The organism is Flagellimonas algicida (genome assembly GCF_049629585.1).
Lineage (GTDB): Bacteria > Bacteroidota > Bacteroidia > Flavobacteriales > Flavobacteriaceae > Flagellimonas.
Window position 1 is genome coordinate 233,393 of record NZ_JBMYIX010000001.1, and the last position, 17,451, is coordinate 250,843.

The window sequence follows — 17,451 nt, forward strand, 5'->3', positions numbered from 1 at the left end:
GTGGGTTTTGTCAAACAATCTCCAAATTACCAATAAAAATTGTATGGGTACTATGAGTAATGTCAGTATTCGATTTATTTAAGTACCCTATATGTACTTATCACAAAACTTTTGGGAATCAAGACCTAAAAAGCAATTCAATTCGTCCCAGTACAATCAGTTCGGACTTATTACTGCCGGCAAAGGCCGAAGTTATGGCTCGGGCCGTTGACATGATGAGCTGTTTTATCCGGTCGGGGAACAGGATTGTGTGTTCGGTGTAAAAAGCTTCGAACTCTTCATAGATTTCATCACTGTCCTTTTCGTATTCCACCAACCAATCAAAAACGGTCTCAATTTGAAAGGCCGCGTCGGTTCCATACTCATCCTCAATATCGTCCACTTCCAGCCAATGGTCACGTACCACTTCCTTTAACCGATCCATCTCCTTTGCATGGATACTATGGTCCGCCATGGCCACGGCATAGAAAAGTCTTCCCAAGTTTTGGTACAATTCATTTCCCAGTTTCTTTTTTGAATCCATCATTTTGATTGTTTTTATGCTTTGAATAAAGATAAACAAGGAAGGGGCCATCGCTTATGATGTAAATCAGTTATTTGCTAACTTTAGTGGGTGAAGCTGTTCGAGAAAAACAATGTGTTCAGGATCCTAACGGAAGTCATTTCGGAAGGGATTCTCATCGTTAACGATCAACAGATCATTGTGGCCAGTAATGTAGTGGCCAACCGTATGTTCGGCTATCAAAAAGGGGAGCTTAGCGGCATGCCCTTGGAAGCTTTGCTTCCCCAAAGCGTGAGGGAGCAGCATAAGATGGATGCTGGGGCGTTTCTTCAAAAAGGCCGCCAAAGAAGTATGGGGCAAGGTCTGGATCTTGTGGGGCTTCTGAAAGATGGTAGTGAATTTCCCATTGAAATTGGACTTAACCCATTTACCCTGTTGCAGAAAAATTACGTAATGGCCATTATCGTGGACATTTCGGAACGGAAAAGGACGGAACAGACCATAGATCACTGGTTCCAGATTTTTAATGAGTCGCTCAACGAGATCTATGTTTTTGATGTGGAGACCTTTGTGTTCATCAATGTAAACCGGGGTGCCCAGCTCAATTTGGGATATACCATGGAAGAATTGAACCAGATGTCCGTTCTTGATATCAAGACCGACCTTTCCGAGAAAAGTTTAAAGAGATTGATAGCTCCATTGGTCAACAAGAAACGGGAAAAGGTCGATTTTGAGACCATCCATAGAAGAAAGGACGGTTCCATATATCCCGTAGAGGTACACTTGCAACTGTCATCCATAGGGAAAAAAGAGGTCTGCTTGGCCATTGTGTTGGACATAACCGAGCGGAAAAATTATACCCAACATCTGGAGAACAAGGTTGAGGAACGTACCCTGCAGCTTAGGGAGGCCTTGAAAGCGGAGAAGCAACTGAACGAATTAAAGACAAAGTTCCTGTCCTTGGTCTCGCATGAATTCAAGACCCCATTGACCAGTATATTGACCTCTGCTTCCTTGCTCTCAAAATATACGGAGACCGAGCAACAGGAGAAACGCGATAAACATATCAACACCATTAGGGAAAAGGTAAAGTATTTGGATAATATCCTTACTGATTTTCTCTCCATAGAACGTTTGGACACGGGGAAAGTCAAGTATAACATTACCTTTTTTCCCTTGAGCAAGCTCATCAATGAAGTGGTCTATAACTCCAATACACTTTTAAAGGAAGGACAGCGGATTCAATACCCCAAGGATATTGATGGCATTAACGTATTTTTTGATGAAAAAATTTTAGCATTGGCCCTGTCCAATTTATTGCATAATGCCATTAAATATTCCCACGAAGGTACCCAGATAGAACTTCGGGTCAAGGAACAGGAAGAGAACCTCCTAATAGAGGTCATGGACGGGGGACTGGGAATTCCAGATGAGGACCAGCCCTTTATTTTTGAACGGTATTTTAGGGCCAGTAATGTGTTGACGAGCCAGGGTACCGGGATAGGACTGAACATTGTAAAACAGCATATGTTCAACCTTGGGGCTGAAATCGATTTTAAGAGTAGCTTGGGCAAGGGCTCAACATTTACATTGACCATACCACTTAAGAACTACAAGGATGAAGAAGATTCTGTTGGTTGAGGATGACCCCTCATTACGGGAAAATATAGAAGAGCTTTTGGATCTATCCGGGTTTCAGGTGTACTCAACCCCAGATGGGAGGATGGCCATTGAAATAGCCAAAAAGGAAAGCCCGGATATTGTATTGTGCGACATCATGATGCCCCAAGTGGACGGATATGAGGTGCTGGAGCAGTTTTCATCCTGTGAGAAGACCAAACACATCCCCTTTATTTTTGTTTCGGCCAAAACCGAGCGCCATGAGGTAAGAAAGGGAATGGAACTTGGTGCGGATGACTATTTGACCAAACCTTTTGAGGAAGAGGAGCTTTTGAATGCCATACATTCCCGTTTGGAGAAGTCCAAACAGTTGGAGAGTGTTTTTTTGAAACGGGGGGAGCATATCAAAGAGCACGACATTAGGTCGTTGCACGAACTGAAGAACTTTTTTGATGATCATGGTCAATTGTTTTCCTTTAAAAAGGATGAGACGGTTTATGCCATGGGCGAACACTCCAACATGGTGTACCTTATTTTAAAAGGAGTGGTAAAGTGTTGTGGTTTGGATGAGGAAGGAAAAGAGCTCATTACTTCTATATATTCGGAAGATGATTTTTTGGGGTTTACCTCTTTGACGGAAAACTATCCCTATCGCGAATATGCCATAGCCATGGAGAATCTGGAACTGGCCGGAATTTCCAAAACCCAGGTAAAGGCCATACTCGAAGAAAACCAGAACGTTTCTTTGGAGCTCATCAATATTATGGCTGAAGATTTGGTGCAGATCAAAAAGCAATTGTTGCAGATGGCGTATAGCTCGGTACGAAAAAAAACGGCCCAAACCCTGCTTCTGTATTCCCAAGCGATGAACAAAGGAAAGGATACCCCTTTAAAAATTGCCCGGAGCGACTTGGCAGGCGTTGCGGGAATTGCTACAGAAAGTCTGATCAGAACCTTATCCGATTTTAAGGACGAAGGACTTATCGTTATAGAAAACCGCGATATAAGGGTCTTGGACAAAGAGGCCTTAAAACATGTCCACTAGCCGAAAATGACATATATCATTCCATCTTTTTGGTGGAATGGCAAACTTGCAGTGTCATTGAGTGGATTATGAAAAATATTTTAATCCCTACCGATTTTTCAGAGAATTCCAAGAACGCGCTTAGGTATGCCCAAGTAATGTTCAGTACCATGGAGTGTAGCTTTTATGTGCTCTATGTAGGGGCATTGGTGGATTCGCAAACGGACACTTTTGGAGTTTCCCGTCCAACTGGAAAAGACCTTTCAATAGACAATATAAAGCATATGCTGGCAGATTTTGTGGATGGGTGTAGAGGGAATGTTGGGGATGCCAACCATCACTTTTATACACTGCAAGACTATGGTTTTTTTATTCAGAGCATTAAAAAGAACCTGGAGGAACATCAAATCGATTTAATTGTGATGGGCACCAAAGGTGCTTCCGGATTAAAGGAAAGGGTTGTAGGGAGCAACGCAGGTGATGTGATCACCAAGGTACAGTGCAATACATTGGTGATTCCGGATGCGGTTGTGTTATCCAAACCCAAAGAAATTGCTTTTCCCACCGATTTCAATATTTTCTACACCCACGGAATTTTAAGCTCCATGGCAGAAATGTTGAATTTGTCCGCAAGCAAGCTCAGGATCATGAATGTCATCAAAAAAGGGGAAACGCTGACTTTGGAACAAAAAACGAACAAGGAATACTTGTTTGATTATATGGAGGAGACCTTCCCTGACCGATACAGTTTCCATACCATTACCAACAAAAGTGTAAAAACTGCCATACAATCCTTTGTAGAGAACCAATCGGTCAATATGATAGTCATGGTGGCCAAGAACCTGAACTTCATTCAACAAATCCTGTTCGATTCCATAGTGGAAAAAATAAGCTTTCATACAAGGGTGCCCTTTTACGTTATCCACGAATAAGGTTTTATCCATATACCGATATTGACCAAAATCATATTCTACCTTTTTTCGCTGTCCTATCTTTGGGAAAAGAGCTTACCATGCGCACTATACTTATTCCTACCGATTTTTCTAAGAATGCCCTACATGCACTGCAGTATGCCCAGGAACTGTATAAATGTGAGCGTAGCTGTTTTTTTATCCTTCATGCCTATATGGATGAGGTGTATGGGGAATACAAGACCGCTTCTCCTGAAGACTTGGAAGCACGGAAACAGATAAAGAAAGAAGAGTCCGAAAAACAGTTGGACCATTTGGTAGGGACCGTTTTAGGAAACCCGCCCAACCCGTTGCATAATTTTGAGACCGTTGCCGTTTTTGACAGTCTTGTGGATGGCATCAATGATTTTGTGAACGAGATGAACATAGACATGGTCATCATGGGGACCAAAGGGGAGACCAGTGACCACAAGACCACCTTTGGCAGCTATACCATAGAAGTGTTCAAATATTTAAAATGCCCTGTATTGGCCGTTCCGGAAGGTTTTGAATACAGACAACCCAAGGTAATTCTTTTCCCAACGGACTATATGCTGCCCTATAAACGCAGGGAGCTCAAACTTTTGGGGAACTTGGCCCGTAAGTTCAAATCTGAGGTGCATTGTCTTTACTTCACGGATTTTGAAGAACTCAGCATGAGACAAATGGACAACAAGAAATTTCTGGAAGGTTCCCTTTCCGGTACGTATTTGTCCTTTGGGACCACCTCGGTCAAAAATAAGGCCGAAGGTATCATGGAGTACGTAGAGAAAAATGAGGTTGGAATGCTGGTCATGGTAAACTCAAGACATTCCTTTTTTGAGGACATGCTCTATCGTTCCACAGTGGACCTGCTTGGACTAAAAATGGGGATTCCATTTTTGGTGATGCAGAATCTCAATAGATGAACATTTTAAAAAGAAGGCGATGAAAAACGTACTCTTGCTTACCGATTTTTCCAAGGATGCTTGGAACGCCATTTTTATGGCGGTTAAGCTCTACGCAGACATGGAATGCAAATTCTATGTGTTGCATACCTATGAGCCCAAACAAGAAAATATCACTGGGTTTAAAAGCAGTACTAGGGCGGGAGTGGTCTACCAATCCCTATCGGAGGCATCTGTGGGCCAGCTTGGGGAGGTACTGGAATACTTGGAAGAAAATCATAAGAACCCCAAACATAGTTTTGAAAAGCTGTCCATAGCCGGAGGACTGGTGGAAACCATCAAGGACCTTTTACCTCGCTATGACCTTGACACTATTTTTATGGGAACCAAAGGTTCCACAGGGGCCAAGGAAATTTTTATGGGCAGCAATGCGGTAAAGGTCATAAAGCACATAAAGAACTGTGCTATTGTAGTGGTTCCGGAATCGTATGATTTCCAAAGGTTGGGATCATTGGTCTTTCCAACCGAATATGCCCACTTTTTTCCAAAGAATGTACTGAGGCCTTTATTGAAATTGATCAAACTATGGAACTCCGAGGTCAAGATTTTCCACGTGGCACAGACGTTCAGTCTGTTGGATATCCAGAAGGCCAACAAGGAAATCCTAAAAAAACGGTTTGAAGGGGATACCACCTCATTTCATAGGGTCATTATCAAGACCACGGTGGCCGAGGCCATACGGCAATTTGCTGAAGAGGAAAAGGCCGACCTCATTGTACTCACCAACTATTCCCATGATTTTTTTGATGGATTGACGCAGGAACCCGTGGTAAAAAAAGTAACTTTTAGAACCGAAATCCCACTGATGGTGCTTCCAGATTTTGAAGGATAGCATAGAAATACAACGAATATGATACGGATAGTACTACCCACTGACTTTTCCAAGAATGCTTGGAATGCCATTATTTATGCATTTTCCATCTTTAAGGATGTGGAGTGTGAGTTTGTCATCCTGAATGCTTACCAAGTTGGTGCGTCCGGTTTGTCCACCAAAATGGGCGGCGCCAATGATACCCGCCTGTTCCGGTTGATGAAAGAACAATCGGAGCGCGAACTCCAGGAGGTTTTGGAGAAGGTAGTTGAAATCGATACTGATCCAAAGCATCATTTTAAGACTTTATCCGTTGCGGACCATTTGATCAATGCGGTTGGTAAGACTGTATACAATAAGGAGATAGACTATATTATTATGGGGACCAAAGGCGCTACCGGACTCAAAGAGGTATTCATGGGGAGCAATACCTATAAGATCATCAATGAGATTGATTTTTGCCCTGTAATAGCCGTTCCCGAGGAGTACAACGTCAAGGATTCCATTGGGGATATTCTCTTGGCTACGGGATATGAACATGTTTTTGAGACCTACGAACTCCATCCACTTTTAAAGCTCGCCCAACTTTATAATTCAGAAATATGGGTGACGTATGCTGGAAATCCGGATGGGCTCACTCCCTCACAAATTGAATCGAAAGACACTTTGGAAAAACATCTGTTGGGCACAAGGCACAAGTTCCTTGAAGTGGAAAAGGGAAGTTCCATACAAAGTGCCATTCAAAAAACGGTGGAAGAAAATAAAGGAGTGGATATGGTGGCCATGATCAATTATGCACATGGTTTTTTTGAAAAACTTACCCATGAAGCCGTAATCAAAAAAGTCTCCTTTAACACCCAAGTACCCTTTTTGGTCGTGCACTTATTTGAGTAAAATCAATTTACATATAAGATTTCACCACTTGGACAATCTCTGACTTTTGTAGTACACCGGATTGCCGCCACAATTGTTGACCTTTTTTGAAAAGCAGCATGGTAGGTACGCCCCTTACTTGGTATTTGCTGGCCAAGGGCTGATTTTTGTCCACATCAATTTTTACGATTTTCACTGAATCCCCCAATTCGGCCTTGACATCCTTAAGAATGGGGGCCAACATTTTACATGGACCACACCACTCCGCAGAAAAATCGATAAGTACCAATTGATCGGAGTCTATCAAAGCGTTAAAATTTCCTTTCATGGATGCACTGATTTATAAGATGCAATTTATGAAATCCGATTTTTTTGGGAATTGATGGATATCATGGTTTAAGATGGTAAAAGCATGTAGGTTTGATTAAATTGGAAGGATATGATGCGGATAGTATTGCCCACGGATTTTTCAGGGAACGCGTTCAATGCCATTGCCTATGCGGCAAGGTTATTGGAAGACACCACCTGTGTATTTTATCTACTGCATGCCTATACACCACCCATTTACCGTGTGGACTATACGTTGGGCAGTCCGGGTGAACTTGGACTTCCCGATGACTATAAATACAGTGCGGAGGCCGAATTGGAGAAAACCAGAAAACGAATCAAGGCAGAGTTTGATATCCCAAAGCACGAATACGTGGTACATGCCGCCTTTAATACCTTGGAAGATGAAATCAATACCGTGGTCAATAATGAAAATATAGATTTGGTGATCATGGGCACCCAAGGAGCAACGGGGGCCAAGGAAATCTTGTTTGGTTCGCATACGGTACATGTTGTCAATAAGGCCATCGTTCCGGTTATGGCCATTCCATCCAATTTGAAAAGTATTCCACTTCGGAATATATTGTTCCCCACCGATTATGAAATCGACTTCTCAAAAAGGGATTTGGAGTGTTTGTTGGAATTGTCAAAACCAGGGGAATCCATAGTGCATATCATGCATGTTTCAACCCCAGAAGGACTCACACCACAGCAAAAGAAAAACAAATCAAAGCTTGAAAAACTGATGCAAGGCCAGCCCTGCCAGTTTCATGACCTCCCCGATCAAGAATTGGTGGAAGCCATCAACGCATTTCAGCAAGAGATGCCTGTAGACTTATTGGTGATGGTGAAAAATAAACATTCGTTTTTGGAGCGCCTTTTTGTGGAACCTGTGATCAGGAATATTGGGTTGCATTGCAAAGTGCCTTTTTTGGTGTTGCCCCATACGGCAAATTGACCTAAATCATGGCACAGGACAACAGTCCCATGTAATTTTAGGAAAAAACCTGAACAGCCATGGACAAAAGAGTCTTGTTGCCTACCGATTATTCAAAAAATGCATTGAACGCCATTAGATATGCGTTGGACCTGTATAAAAATGTACAGTGCGATTTTTATATCCTGAATGCCTTTCAGGCTTCGGGTTATACCTTGGATAGTATGATGGTCCCCGAACCCGGTGAACGCCTGTATGATATGGCGAAGGAAGCATCGGAAGCAGGAATGGAACGGCTTATGGGGATGGTTAAGCTTCATCCTGAAAACCCAAAACATCGGTTCCATACCATTTCCACCTTCAACAGTTTGGTGGAAGCCATCAAGAATGAGATAGCGAAGAAAGATATCGATGTAATCGTTATGGGGACCAAAGGCCTTACCGAATCCAAGGCACGCATTTTTGGCACCAACACGGTATCTGTTATGGAAAGCGTAAAAAAATGCCCCGTTATAGCCGTACCCAGCGATTATATGTACGTTCCGCCCAAAGAGATCGCTTTCCCAACGGATTACAAAACAGACTTTAAAAAATCTGAAATGACCCAATTGGTTGAAATTGCAAAACTGCACGGATCAAAAATAAATGTGATCCATATTGATAAGGACAAGGATGGAAAGTTGAGCAAGCAAGAGGAAACCCATAAGCAATTGTTACAGGATATCTTGGAAGGAACCGATTATGAGCTGCATTTTTTGTCTGCCGTAAAAGTAAGCAAGGGCATCAACCTTTTTATTGAGAGTACAAATTGTGATATGATCGCCTTTATGAACAGAAAACATCTGTTTTTTGGAAGCATCTTGTCCAATCCCTTGGTCAAGGAAATAGGGTATGATCCCAAGATACCCATTTTGGAACTGAATGATAATTGAAAAAATGCAAAAAAGGACTGATTGATTAAACACCATAAATAGAATAGGTCATGAGCAGCGAAAATAAAGTAGAAGACTTTCGGTATGAGCTTCAAAGATGGAAATCCTATTTTCAGTTCATTGATGATGAGATATCCTTCATTGAAAAATTACTCAACTCCTATGTTTTTGAGCCTACCACACCAAATCTGTTTGAACGCTTGGAACAGTTCAAGCAAGAGTTCGCAGAATCAAATCAAAAAAAGGAACAGCTTCAAAAAAAGGTTTTGGAACAAGAAAGGCATTTGGGAGGTATTTCGGAGTGTACTTCCAAAATGGACGACACGGGCTACTGTAAGAAACATGATCGGTTGCGGAACGAGGTTGGACAATATTTTGGGGACTACCAAAAGATCAAGGCCGATGTATACGGTTATGCGGGGTTGGTGTTGAAGAGAAGAAAGCCCATAGATTGATCAGTGGCATTCCTGTGTTTTGTTCATAAAATTGGGCTCAAGAGTTTGGCCATGCCCTCGATCAATTTATTGATCCAAGGACGATTGCTGAAAGCTTGATAATCGTCCAGCATAATGGACTTGGAGCAATCCCGTAGAAAATTGTTTTTCATTTTCTTGCACAATGCAGCGTCATAGACAATGGCATTGGCCTCGTAGTTTTGCTGTAGGCTACGGTTGTCCAGGTTGGCGGTTCCAATACTAGCGACTTTGTCATCACATAGCATGACCTTGCTGTGAAGGAACCCGTCCGGATGCAGGTATACCTTGATGCCAGATTTCAGATATGATTCAAAGTAGGAACGGACGCACCAATCCACCAATTTCATATCGGTGGTCGAGGACATCAATAGCCTTACATCTACACCGCTTAAGGCGGCTGTTTGCATACTTTGGAGGATGGCATGGTTTGGGATCACGTAAGGGTTTACGATGTAGACATAGTTTTCCGCATTGTTCATAATGGAGAAATATACCTGCTCTATGGCAGCAAAATCATCATCCGGCCCGCTGGGGACTATTTGCATGGATGATCCTTTTTTTTCCGTTTTATGGATGGTAAAGGATGTGGTGTCCACTTTCTTATTGCTGGCCAAATACCAATCGGAGATAAAAAGTCCGTTCAAATAATCCACGGCCTCTCCTTCAATCCTTAAATGGGTATCGTGCCATTTGCCCAATTGGGGGTCTCCCTTCAGATATTTGTCCGAGATGTTGATGCCCCCTGTGAAGCCTATTTTATTATCGACAACAATGATTTTCCTATGGTTTCTATAGTTTAGGGAGGATAAAAATTTTCCAAATCGAAAAGGGAGGAACTGGGCCACTTCAACCTTGCATTTTCGAAGTCTGTTAAGGTATTGCTTGCTCAAGGAGTAGCTGCCTATACCATCGTACAGTACCCGAACGGTAACGTTTTCCGCGACTTTTCGTTCAAAGATTTCCAAAAGTTTTTCCGCCAAAATACCATCCTCATAGATGTAATATTGCAAATGGATGTGTTCTTGGGCATTTTCCAAAGCCTCAAAAATACTTTCAAAGGTATTTTTGCCATCTTTTAGGAGGGTCAGCTCATTATGGTCGGTGACCGGACATTTTGAAGTCCTGTAGATGAGTTTAGAGATTTTTCTGTAGTATTCGGAGACTTTTACCATGTCAGTGCCATCTTGAGGATGCTTTCTAACGCCAGCATGATTGTTTAGGGAGAACAACTTACTTTTTCTTCGATTTCTACCAAGCAAGAGGTAGAGTAAGACCCCTCCAACGGGAATGGTGAATATGGCCAAAAGCCAAGCCAGTGTTTTGCTGGGGCGTACCCCATTGAGAAGTAGGCTCACCACGATGATCAATCCAATGATGATGTAGGCGATTATGAGTATGGTCACTACCATGGTGTTATCAAAAATATCCAAACCAATACAAATATAGAGGGCTCGCAGGCCCATAATGATGGGCAGGACAAACCGTACTTCACGAAAATAGATATTGTAAGTGAAAATAATCCGATTTCCCTTTGGGATAAATGATGCGGATCAGTCCAGACGTTTTATGCCTGAGGTTAATGGCATACTATTTATGTGGATGATTCTGTAAAATACATCACAAAGCATATGGGTTTTGTTCATATCCCCAAAAACAGGCTTAAGTGGGACATTTTTGTTTGAACTCATTGAAAATGCAGTGCAAACGGTTTATCTTTAGTCAATTCGATAAAATTGGGGCATGGTTGACGAGTGTGCCCAAAAACAAAACCTAGGGGATACCATATGAAAAGAAGGGCACTGATCAGAAAATTGGGACTTGTTCCCTTGACCGGAGTTTTTGCACAATTGCTACCGTCCAGCGTATATGCGGGATGGGGCACGGAAAAAACCATTGACAAAGCAGATGTACTAAAGAAAGCCGCCAAAGGCAAGAGTATTTATGAGAAGTTGGGAGTCCGTCCGGTAATCAATGGGCGGGGCACCATCACGGTCATAGGAGGCTGCCGGGTACTTCCTGAGGTAGAGCAGGCAATGCAAGAAGCCACCTTGGATTATGTTGAGTTCGATGAATTGATGGATGGTGTGGGCCAACGACTGGGGGAACTGACAGGGACAGAGTTTGGCGTGGTCTCCACAGGAGCCACAGGGGCCATGATGATCGGAACCACTGGAATAGTGACCGGAGGTGATCCGGACAAATTGTGGCAGCTCCCCAACCTGGATGGAATGAAGGATGAGGTCATTATCCCTCGATATTCATGGACGGCATATGAGTCTGCAGTCAGGGGAGTCGGTGTTCGCATGATCACCGTGGACAATAAGGAAGAACTTAAGGCCGCTTTGGGCCCCCGTACAGCAATGGTTTTGGTTTTGGCCGGGTCGAAATCCATGAACGGACCACTTTCCGTAAAAGAGATAGCAAGTGTTACCAAGCCACTGGGTGTCCCAATTATGGTGGATGCCGCAGCGGAAGGATTGCCGGTACCCAATCCCCATATTTCACAAGGAGCCGATTTGGTAGCCTATAGCGGAGGAAAATATTTAGGGGGTCCCCAGTGTGCTGGATTGTTGATCGGGCGTAAAGATTTGATCAAGGCAGCCTGGGTGACCAGTGCACCCCATCATGGGTTTGCAAGAGGATATAAGGTTGGCCGGGAAGAAATCATGGGCATGCTTACCGCCGTTGAAATGTGGATGAAAAGAGACCATGCCAAGGAAAGGGAAATATGGACCAGTACCTTGGAATACATTGCGGACAAACTCAACAAAATTCCCGGATTGGAGACCTCCATCAGACAACCCCCACCGGAGCAACTATCCAATCCCAGTCCCTCACTTAAGGTACAGTGGGATATGAAGAAAATACCCTTGACCGGATATGATGTAGAGCAAATATTGTGGGATGGTACACCAAGAGTAGCCGTTAGTGGAGCGGGTAGCTTTTTGCCCTTTCCCCCCAATATGGAACCCAACATCCGAATCAATACGTCACAGCTTAGGGAGGGCGAGGAAAAGATAATTGCCGACCGCGTATTCGAGGTTTTGTCCAATCCGCCCAAAATAGAGAAAAACCTGGATGCTGCCTCTTTCGATTTAAGTGGGGAGTGGGACGTTGCCATAGAGTTTGCAGCCACCGCTTCGGATCAAACCTTTGTCATTGCACAAAACGGGGAAGACGTAAAAGGGACCCATTACGGTAGTTATGCTTCCCGGGCGTTGCAGGGTAGTGTTCATGGAGATGAAGTGCTTATACGCAGTTCCCATACCTTGGATGGGGTTCGTCTTAATTTTACCTTCAAAGGGAAAATCCAGAATGGACAGTTGATGGGAGGTGATGTCAGTTTTAGCGAATACGGAAATGGAAAATGGCAGGCCAAACGTCGTTATTGATAGTATGGAGATATGATCGACGGAATGGAAAGAATCTATAATGACGCCTTTTAGTTGCCTAAACTATTTTTTTTCTTAAATTAATTTTGTTGAACCCTACAGATTCAAGAATTAAGGTTGTTCAATAGGAATTATACCAATAATTTTTCGGATGATGCCATCTGCCTTGTTCATCGTATAGAGATTTCCCTCGCCATCTTTTCCTATGCGAAGATCTGTTCGGGATTTTCCGACGATTTTTTTCATATCGGTATGTTCCCCCTTATAAAAAACACCAAGCTCTTGGATGGGAACGGGCTGTGGTTCCATTGAAAAACCGTTTAGGAAAAAGAGTTTCCCCCGTACAATGTCCCCAAAAACATATTGATGGTTGAGTTCCTTGATCGGGCCTTCATAGACATATCCTCCAGAAATGGCATTCCCGGTTTCATGGCCAAATAGTGCAAAAGGAAGTTCATAAGGTATATCGTTTGGGGTGAGACTGTAGGTTTCTTTTAGTTGTTTTGGATTGATTCCAAAGTACCCTTCGCGCTCATTCCATCCATAATCGCTGCCGGGCTTGACCAGATTGATTTCTTCCACGGTCAGTTCTCCCACATCTCCCGTGACAAGGCGAGCATTTTCTCCCTTCCCGACCCATGTGATCCGATGTGGATTTCTAAACCCGTAGGCATATATTTCTTTCCACACACCTTTGTCGCTACTCGTGGCATAAGGATTGTTCTTGGGAATCCCATATTTCCCATTTCTGGAATTGTTCCCCATGGGGTCCAATCTAAGGATGGTGCCAAGTGGGGATTGGATACTATGACATAACTCTGGATACCCTGCAATGGTGCAGCCGCCATCCCCGATACCCAGATATAACATGCCATAATCCGGGTTGTTTTTATCCGTGACGTTTGAGAAGATGATATCCTGCATACCATGTAATCGGGTAGGGACATCAATTCGGAGAAGTTCTTTCCTGCTCCCATTGAAAACAGATTGCATGGGATCGCTGCTCACCCATTCGGTAAGAATCCATTGCATAGCCACTTCAATACCTTCCCCTAAAGTAAAGTCAGACTCGATACCTTGTGGTTTTTCAGTATGGATGGTATAGATTTTCCCATTTTTTACATACTCTGGATGAAAGATAAAGTTACCGAGTCCCGATGCGAGTCCCGGACCATCGATAAAGTTCTCCGTTCTTTCCTTCAGATTGAGAAAAACGTTGGCCTTTCCGTTTTGCAATTGGTAGATACTCCCTCTCTGATCGTGGACAAAGAGGAGCGACTTGCCATTTTTTAAGGGAACAGATCGCATGCTGGCCACTCGGGAAGGTGGGTTTTCCCCGGTTTTGGGCATCTTGATAAAGTCCTCCAGCACAACGGATAATTGGGAGTGATGTACCTTGGGAATCGTGCTGAGGTCCGGTTTGGTTCTTTCGATGGAATCCTTACTTTTCCCAATCCCTGTTTCATGGTCGTCAAATGATAATCCCAAACTATCCGATGTTTTATGGATATAGGTGAATATGGATTCAACCTCCTCTTGGGACAGGAATGCAAACGAGGGCATATAGCTTTTGTACTGCTCGAAAAGCAGAGTTGCCCGTTCATCTTTATCTTTGATCAGCTTTTCAGGATTCTGTACAAATTGAAGCAACCAATCTTTTTCAATTTGAGTTGTGATTCCTCCCAATTTAGGTCCCATGCCATTCATCTTTAGGTCATGGCACGAAGCACAATATTGATTATATAAGGCTTTGCCTTGGACGGCATCCCCGGTCCATTTTGATTCTTTTTTGGTTTGGCACCCCGAGGCAAAAATGATTCCGATGAGCATTGCAAAAGCAATCCATGGAATGGTGCGTCTATCTTTTTTGCGTAGTGGATGCGTTTGGATTGACATACGGGGGTGTTGGTTATTCACTTTTGGATCTGTCCAAAACGTAAAGGATACCTCCTAAAACATGGTTCAGAAAACGTTCATCGGAATAGGACTCCTTGGTGTGGCCCAAAGCGGTATAGAACATTCGTCCACCCTCAAAAGGTTTGTACCACGAAATGGGATGTCCGTTCTTATGCTTTCCTCCTTTGTAAGTGGACTCATCCACAGAAATAAGAAGATTGAAATTCTCATCCATCCATCTAAAGTTGTACCACTCGTCAAAACGTTTCCAGGGTTGGGACAAATGCTGGGTGGACAGATGCGTGTTATCGTGTACAATGAGGGTGGCTTCCTGCGGCTCTGGATGTCCATCAAAATAACCACCGATCATTCTGCCATACCATTCCCATTCATACTCTGTTGTGGATGCCCCATGGATACCCATAAAACCTCCCCCGGATTGTATGAAATTCTTGAAAGCGGCCTCTTGTTTTCGGTTAAATACATTTCCGCTGGTGCTCAGGAAAAGGACGGCATCATACTCCTTGAGTTTTTTGGTGTTGAACCATCTGGATTTTTCAGTGGTTTCTACCTCAATGCCATTCTCGGCACCTAGTTTTTTTAAGGCCTCGACGCCTACCTCAATGGACTCATGTCGAAACCCTTTGGTCTTCGAGAAAACAAGTAACTTTTTGGAAGGAGCATCTTGGCACCAAACCAAAAAGGGAGCAAAGCATAGCATGCAGAGTAGCAATCCGCTTCTTTTTCCATTAAGTAAGGTAGGTTTGAAAGCACCTAAAATATTCTTCTTGGTTAAGCTTTTTATATGCATATGGTTTTGTTTGGTTGTTTTGTGTTAAAAATACACAAATACAATAATAGGGATGTTTTCGTATAAAAAAAAGCATTGTTTTAACAATGCTTTTTTAATACTGTAAGGAAAATCCAAACGGGATTGCATACAAGTTTATGTCATATGGAGGTATCCACTACGCCTCACAACTGGCACATTCTTTTTTCTGCTTGAATTTTTGTGCAGCATTCATGCTATGTTGGTAATACAGGGATTTTAGCCCCAATTTCCAGGCGGTTACATGGATTTTGTTGATTTCCTTTGTGGGCATGTCCGGGTGCACGATGATGTTCACGGACTGACCTTGGTCAATATGGTTCTGTCGGTTGGCCGCTTGGTAGATAATATCCAATTGGTCCAACTCGGAATAGGTCTTGAATACGGCTTTTTCTTCTTCGGACAAGAAATCCAAGTGCTGTACCGATCCATCCATATCCCTAATGCTTTTCCACACCTCAGTGGTATTTTGGCCTTTTTCTTCCAAAAGTTCCATGAGAAATGGATTTTTAATGGTCACCTTGATCTTGGCGATATCCTTCACGTAGCAATTGGACCAGATGGGTTCAATTCCTTGGGAAACCTGCCCCAAGATAAACGCAGAGGAAGTGGTGGGCGCTATGGCGTTCAATGTGGCGTTTCGCCTTCCGTAGCCTTTCAGTACCTCGGGCTCTCCAAAACGTTCGGCCAATGCCTCGGAAGCGCTATAGGAACGCTCTTTGATGGTTTTGAAAATTTCACTGTTCAGGTTATAGGCTTCTTGACTGTCAAAGGCCAATCTTTTGGATTGCAACAGAGAGTGCCATCCCAGCACACCCAAGCCCAAAGCCCTATTTTCCTTGGCAAAGTTGTAGGCCCGCTCCATAAAAAGGAAGGTTTGGCGGTCATCACGATCGGATGAATCCCGATAGGCTTCCAACTTTTCAACAAACTCCGTGATCACGGCATCCAAGAAGTGGACCATGGTTTCCACGGCATCGGTGTTCTTCCATTTGTCGTAATGCAATACGTTGATGCTGGACAATACACAGACAAAGGACCAATCATCGTTGGAAGGCAACATGATTTCGGTACAAAGGTTACTGGCATGGATACGGTGCTCTTTGTCCTTATAAACATCTGCAGCACCATTGTTGGCATTGTCGGAGAAGAACACATACGGATAGCCCATTTCGCCCCTTCGTTGCAATACTTTGGCCCAAACCGTTCTTTTGTCCACATCACCATCGATCATTTCCTGCATCCATTGGTTGGTAACGGTAACCCCGTGGGTAAGTTGTTGGATAGGGTTCCCTTCGGTACCGATTTCCAAAAACTCCATGATATCATTATGCTCTATGGGCAAATACGGTGAAAAACGCCCACGACGAACCGACCCTTGGCTTACCACATCCACCATGGACTCGAACAATTGCATAATGTGCACGGCCCCCGAAGCCTGCCCATTGTTCTTAACCGGCGCACCCCTGTGTCTGATCTTCCCAAAATACCCCGAAGTACCACCACCCAATTTGGACATCATGCCCACTTCGGACTGGGTGTACAGGATATTCCCCATATCATCATCAATGTGGGAACCAAAACAGCTTATGGGCAATCCCCGTCTTTTTCCAAAATTGGACCAAACCGGAGAAGCCAAGGAGAAGAACCCTTCGGACATATAGTTATAGAACTTGTCTGCATAGCCTGGAATACCCAAGATATCCTCGGCCCTTTCGGCAATTTCCCGAATACGGCCCTCAGGAGTTACGCCCTCCGTAAGATACCCCGACGCCAAAAACTGGCGACTGTATTCGTTTAACCATTCAAACCCTTGTTGTTCTTCTTGGGTCTTGAGCTTGGTTAGGGTGCTTTTTCTGGCATTTACAAGTTCTTGGGTACTGTTGTCTTGACTTTGTTCAACAATGTGGGTGGCTTGGGTTTTGTTCTCCATAA

At 43.5% G+C, this 17,451-nt stretch carries 16 protein-coding genes; 10 read left to right on the plus strand and 6 right to left on the minus strand.

Annotated features, from left to right (window positions below):
* Nucleotides 1-118: 118 nt before the first annotated feature.
* Nucleotides 119-526 (minus strand): hypothetical protein, encoded by a 408-nt coding sequence (locus ACPD8L_RS01015; RefSeq protein WP_423941293.1) that lies wholly within the window; start codon nucleotides 524-526, stop codon nucleotides 119-121.
* Between the two features lie 87 nt (nucleotides 527-613).
* Here ACPD8L_RS01015 and ACPD8L_RS01020 point away from each other — a divergent pair, with 87 nt between their 5' ends.
* From ACPD8L_RS01020 to ACPD8L_RS01045, 6 genes are all read left to right on the plus strand, one after another.
* Nucleotides 614-2,143 carry a sensor histidine kinase gene (locus tag ACPD8L_RS01020; RefSeq protein WP_423941295.1) on the plus strand — a complete coding sequence of 510 codons (1,530 nt, stop codon included), beginning with the start codon at nucleotides 614-616 and terminating at the stop codon, nucleotides 2,141-2,143.
* Nucleotides 2,121-3,167, plus strand: a complete 1,047-nt coding sequence (locus ACPD8L_RS01025) for a response regulator (RefSeq protein ID WP_423941298.1) — start codon at nucleotides 2,121-2,123, stop codon at nucleotides 3,165-3,167. The genes ACPD8L_RS01020 and ACPD8L_RS01025 overlap by 23 nt, the downstream gene beginning before the upstream one ends.
* 68 nt (nucleotides 3,168-3,235) lie before the next feature.
* A complete protein-coding gene (locus ACPD8L_RS01030; RefSeq protein ID WP_116219135.1) occupies nucleotides 3,236-4,078 on the plus strand; it encodes a universal stress protein in 843 nt (280 codons plus the stop codon).
* 80 nt (nucleotides 4,079-4,158) lie between these two features.
* Entirely contained in the window at nucleotides 4,159-5,004 is an 846-nt protein-coding gene (locus ACPD8L_RS01035; RefSeq protein ID WP_423941302.1) for a universal stress protein, read from the plus strand.
* A gap of 19 nt (nucleotides 5,005-5,023) precedes the next feature.
* Nucleotides 5,024-5,875 carry a universal stress protein gene (locus ACPD8L_RS01040; RefSeq protein WP_423941303.1) on the plus strand — a complete coding sequence of 284 codons (852 nt, stop codon included), beginning with the start codon at nucleotides 5,024-5,026 and terminating at the stop codon, nucleotides 5,873-5,875.
* 18 nt (nucleotides 5,876-5,893) lie between these two features.
* Nucleotides 5,894-6,748: a universal stress protein gene (locus tag ACPD8L_RS01045; protein WP_423941305.1), complete on the plus strand. Its 855-nt coding sequence runs from the start codon at nucleotides 5,894-5,896 to the stop codon at nucleotides 6,746-6,748.
* 7 nt (nucleotides 6,749-6,755) lie between these two features.
* On the opposite strand, the gene trxA is transcribed toward ACPD8L_RS01045, so the two are convergent.
* Nucleotides 6,756-7,055 (minus strand): thioredoxin, encoded by a 300-nt coding sequence (gene trxA / locus ACPD8L_RS01050; RefSeq protein WP_116219132.1) that lies wholly within the window; start codon nucleotides 7,053-7,055, stop codon nucleotides 6,756-6,758.
* Nucleotides 7,056-7,166: 111 nt separating this feature from the next.
* Between trxA and ACPD8L_RS01055 the strand changes: the two genes are divergently transcribed.
* Genes ACPD8L_RS01055 through ACPD8L_RS01065 form a run of 3 tightly spaced genes read left to right on the plus strand, consistent with a single transcriptional unit; the run spans nucleotide 7,167 to nucleotide 9,378 of the window.
* Entirely contained in the window at nucleotides 7,167-8,012 is an 846-nt protein-coding gene (locus ACPD8L_RS01055) for a universal stress protein (protein ID WP_423941309.1), read from the plus strand.
* A 59-nt stretch (nucleotides 8,013-8,071) separates the two neighbouring features.
* Entirely contained in the window at nucleotides 8,072-8,923 is an 852-nt protein-coding gene (locus ACPD8L_RS01060) for a universal stress protein (RefSeq protein ID WP_423941312.1), read from the plus strand.
* A 50-nt stretch (nucleotides 8,924-8,973) separates the two neighbouring features.
* Nucleotides 8,974-9,378 carry a hypothetical protein gene (locus ACPD8L_RS01065; RefSeq protein WP_423941315.1) on the plus strand — a complete coding sequence of 135 codons (405 nt, stop codon included), beginning with the start codon at nucleotides 8,974-8,976 and terminating at the stop codon, nucleotides 9,376-9,378.
* A 23-nt stretch (nucleotides 9,379-9,401) separates the two neighbouring features.
* On the opposite strand, the gene cls is transcribed toward ACPD8L_RS01065, so the two are convergent.
* A complete protein-coding gene (gene cls / locus ACPD8L_RS01070; protein WP_423941318.1) occupies nucleotides 9,402-10,808 on the minus strand; it encodes a cardiolipin synthase in 1,407 nt (468 codons plus the stop codon).
* Nucleotides 10,809-11,183: 375 nt separating this feature from the next.
* Between cls and ACPD8L_RS01075 the strand changes: the two genes are divergently transcribed.
* Nucleotides 11,184-12,791, plus strand: coding sequence for an aminotransferase class V-fold PLP-dependent enzyme (locus ACPD8L_RS01075; RefSeq protein WP_423941321.1), 1,608 nt, complete (start codon nucleotides 11,184-11,186; stop codon nucleotides 12,789-12,791).
* 111 nt (nucleotides 12,792-12,902) lie between these two features.
* Here the strand turns inward: ACPD8L_RS01075 and ACPD8L_RS01080 are convergent, their stop codons facing one another.
* The 3 genes from ACPD8L_RS01080 to ACPD8L_RS01090 form a co-directional block, all read right to left on the minus strand.
* Nucleotides 12,903-14,687: a PQQ-dependent sugar dehydrogenase gene (locus tag ACPD8L_RS01080; RefSeq protein WP_423941322.1), complete on the minus strand. Its 1,785-nt coding sequence runs from the start codon at nucleotides 14,685-14,687 to the stop codon at nucleotides 12,903-12,905.
* Between the two features lie 13 nt (nucleotides 14,688-14,700).
* Nucleotides 14,701-15,498: a ThuA domain-containing protein gene (locus ACPD8L_RS01085; RefSeq protein ID WP_293299887.1), complete on the minus strand. Its 798-nt coding sequence runs from the start codon at nucleotides 15,496-15,498 to the stop codon at nucleotides 14,701-14,703.
* A gap of 157 nt (nucleotides 15,499-15,655) precedes the next feature.
* Entirely contained in the window at nucleotides 15,656-17,449 is a 1,794-nt protein-coding gene (locus ACPD8L_RS01090; RefSeq protein WP_421809144.1) for a ribonucleoside-diphosphate reductase subunit alpha, read from the minus strand.
* Nucleotides 17,450-17,451: the final 2 nt, after the last annotated feature.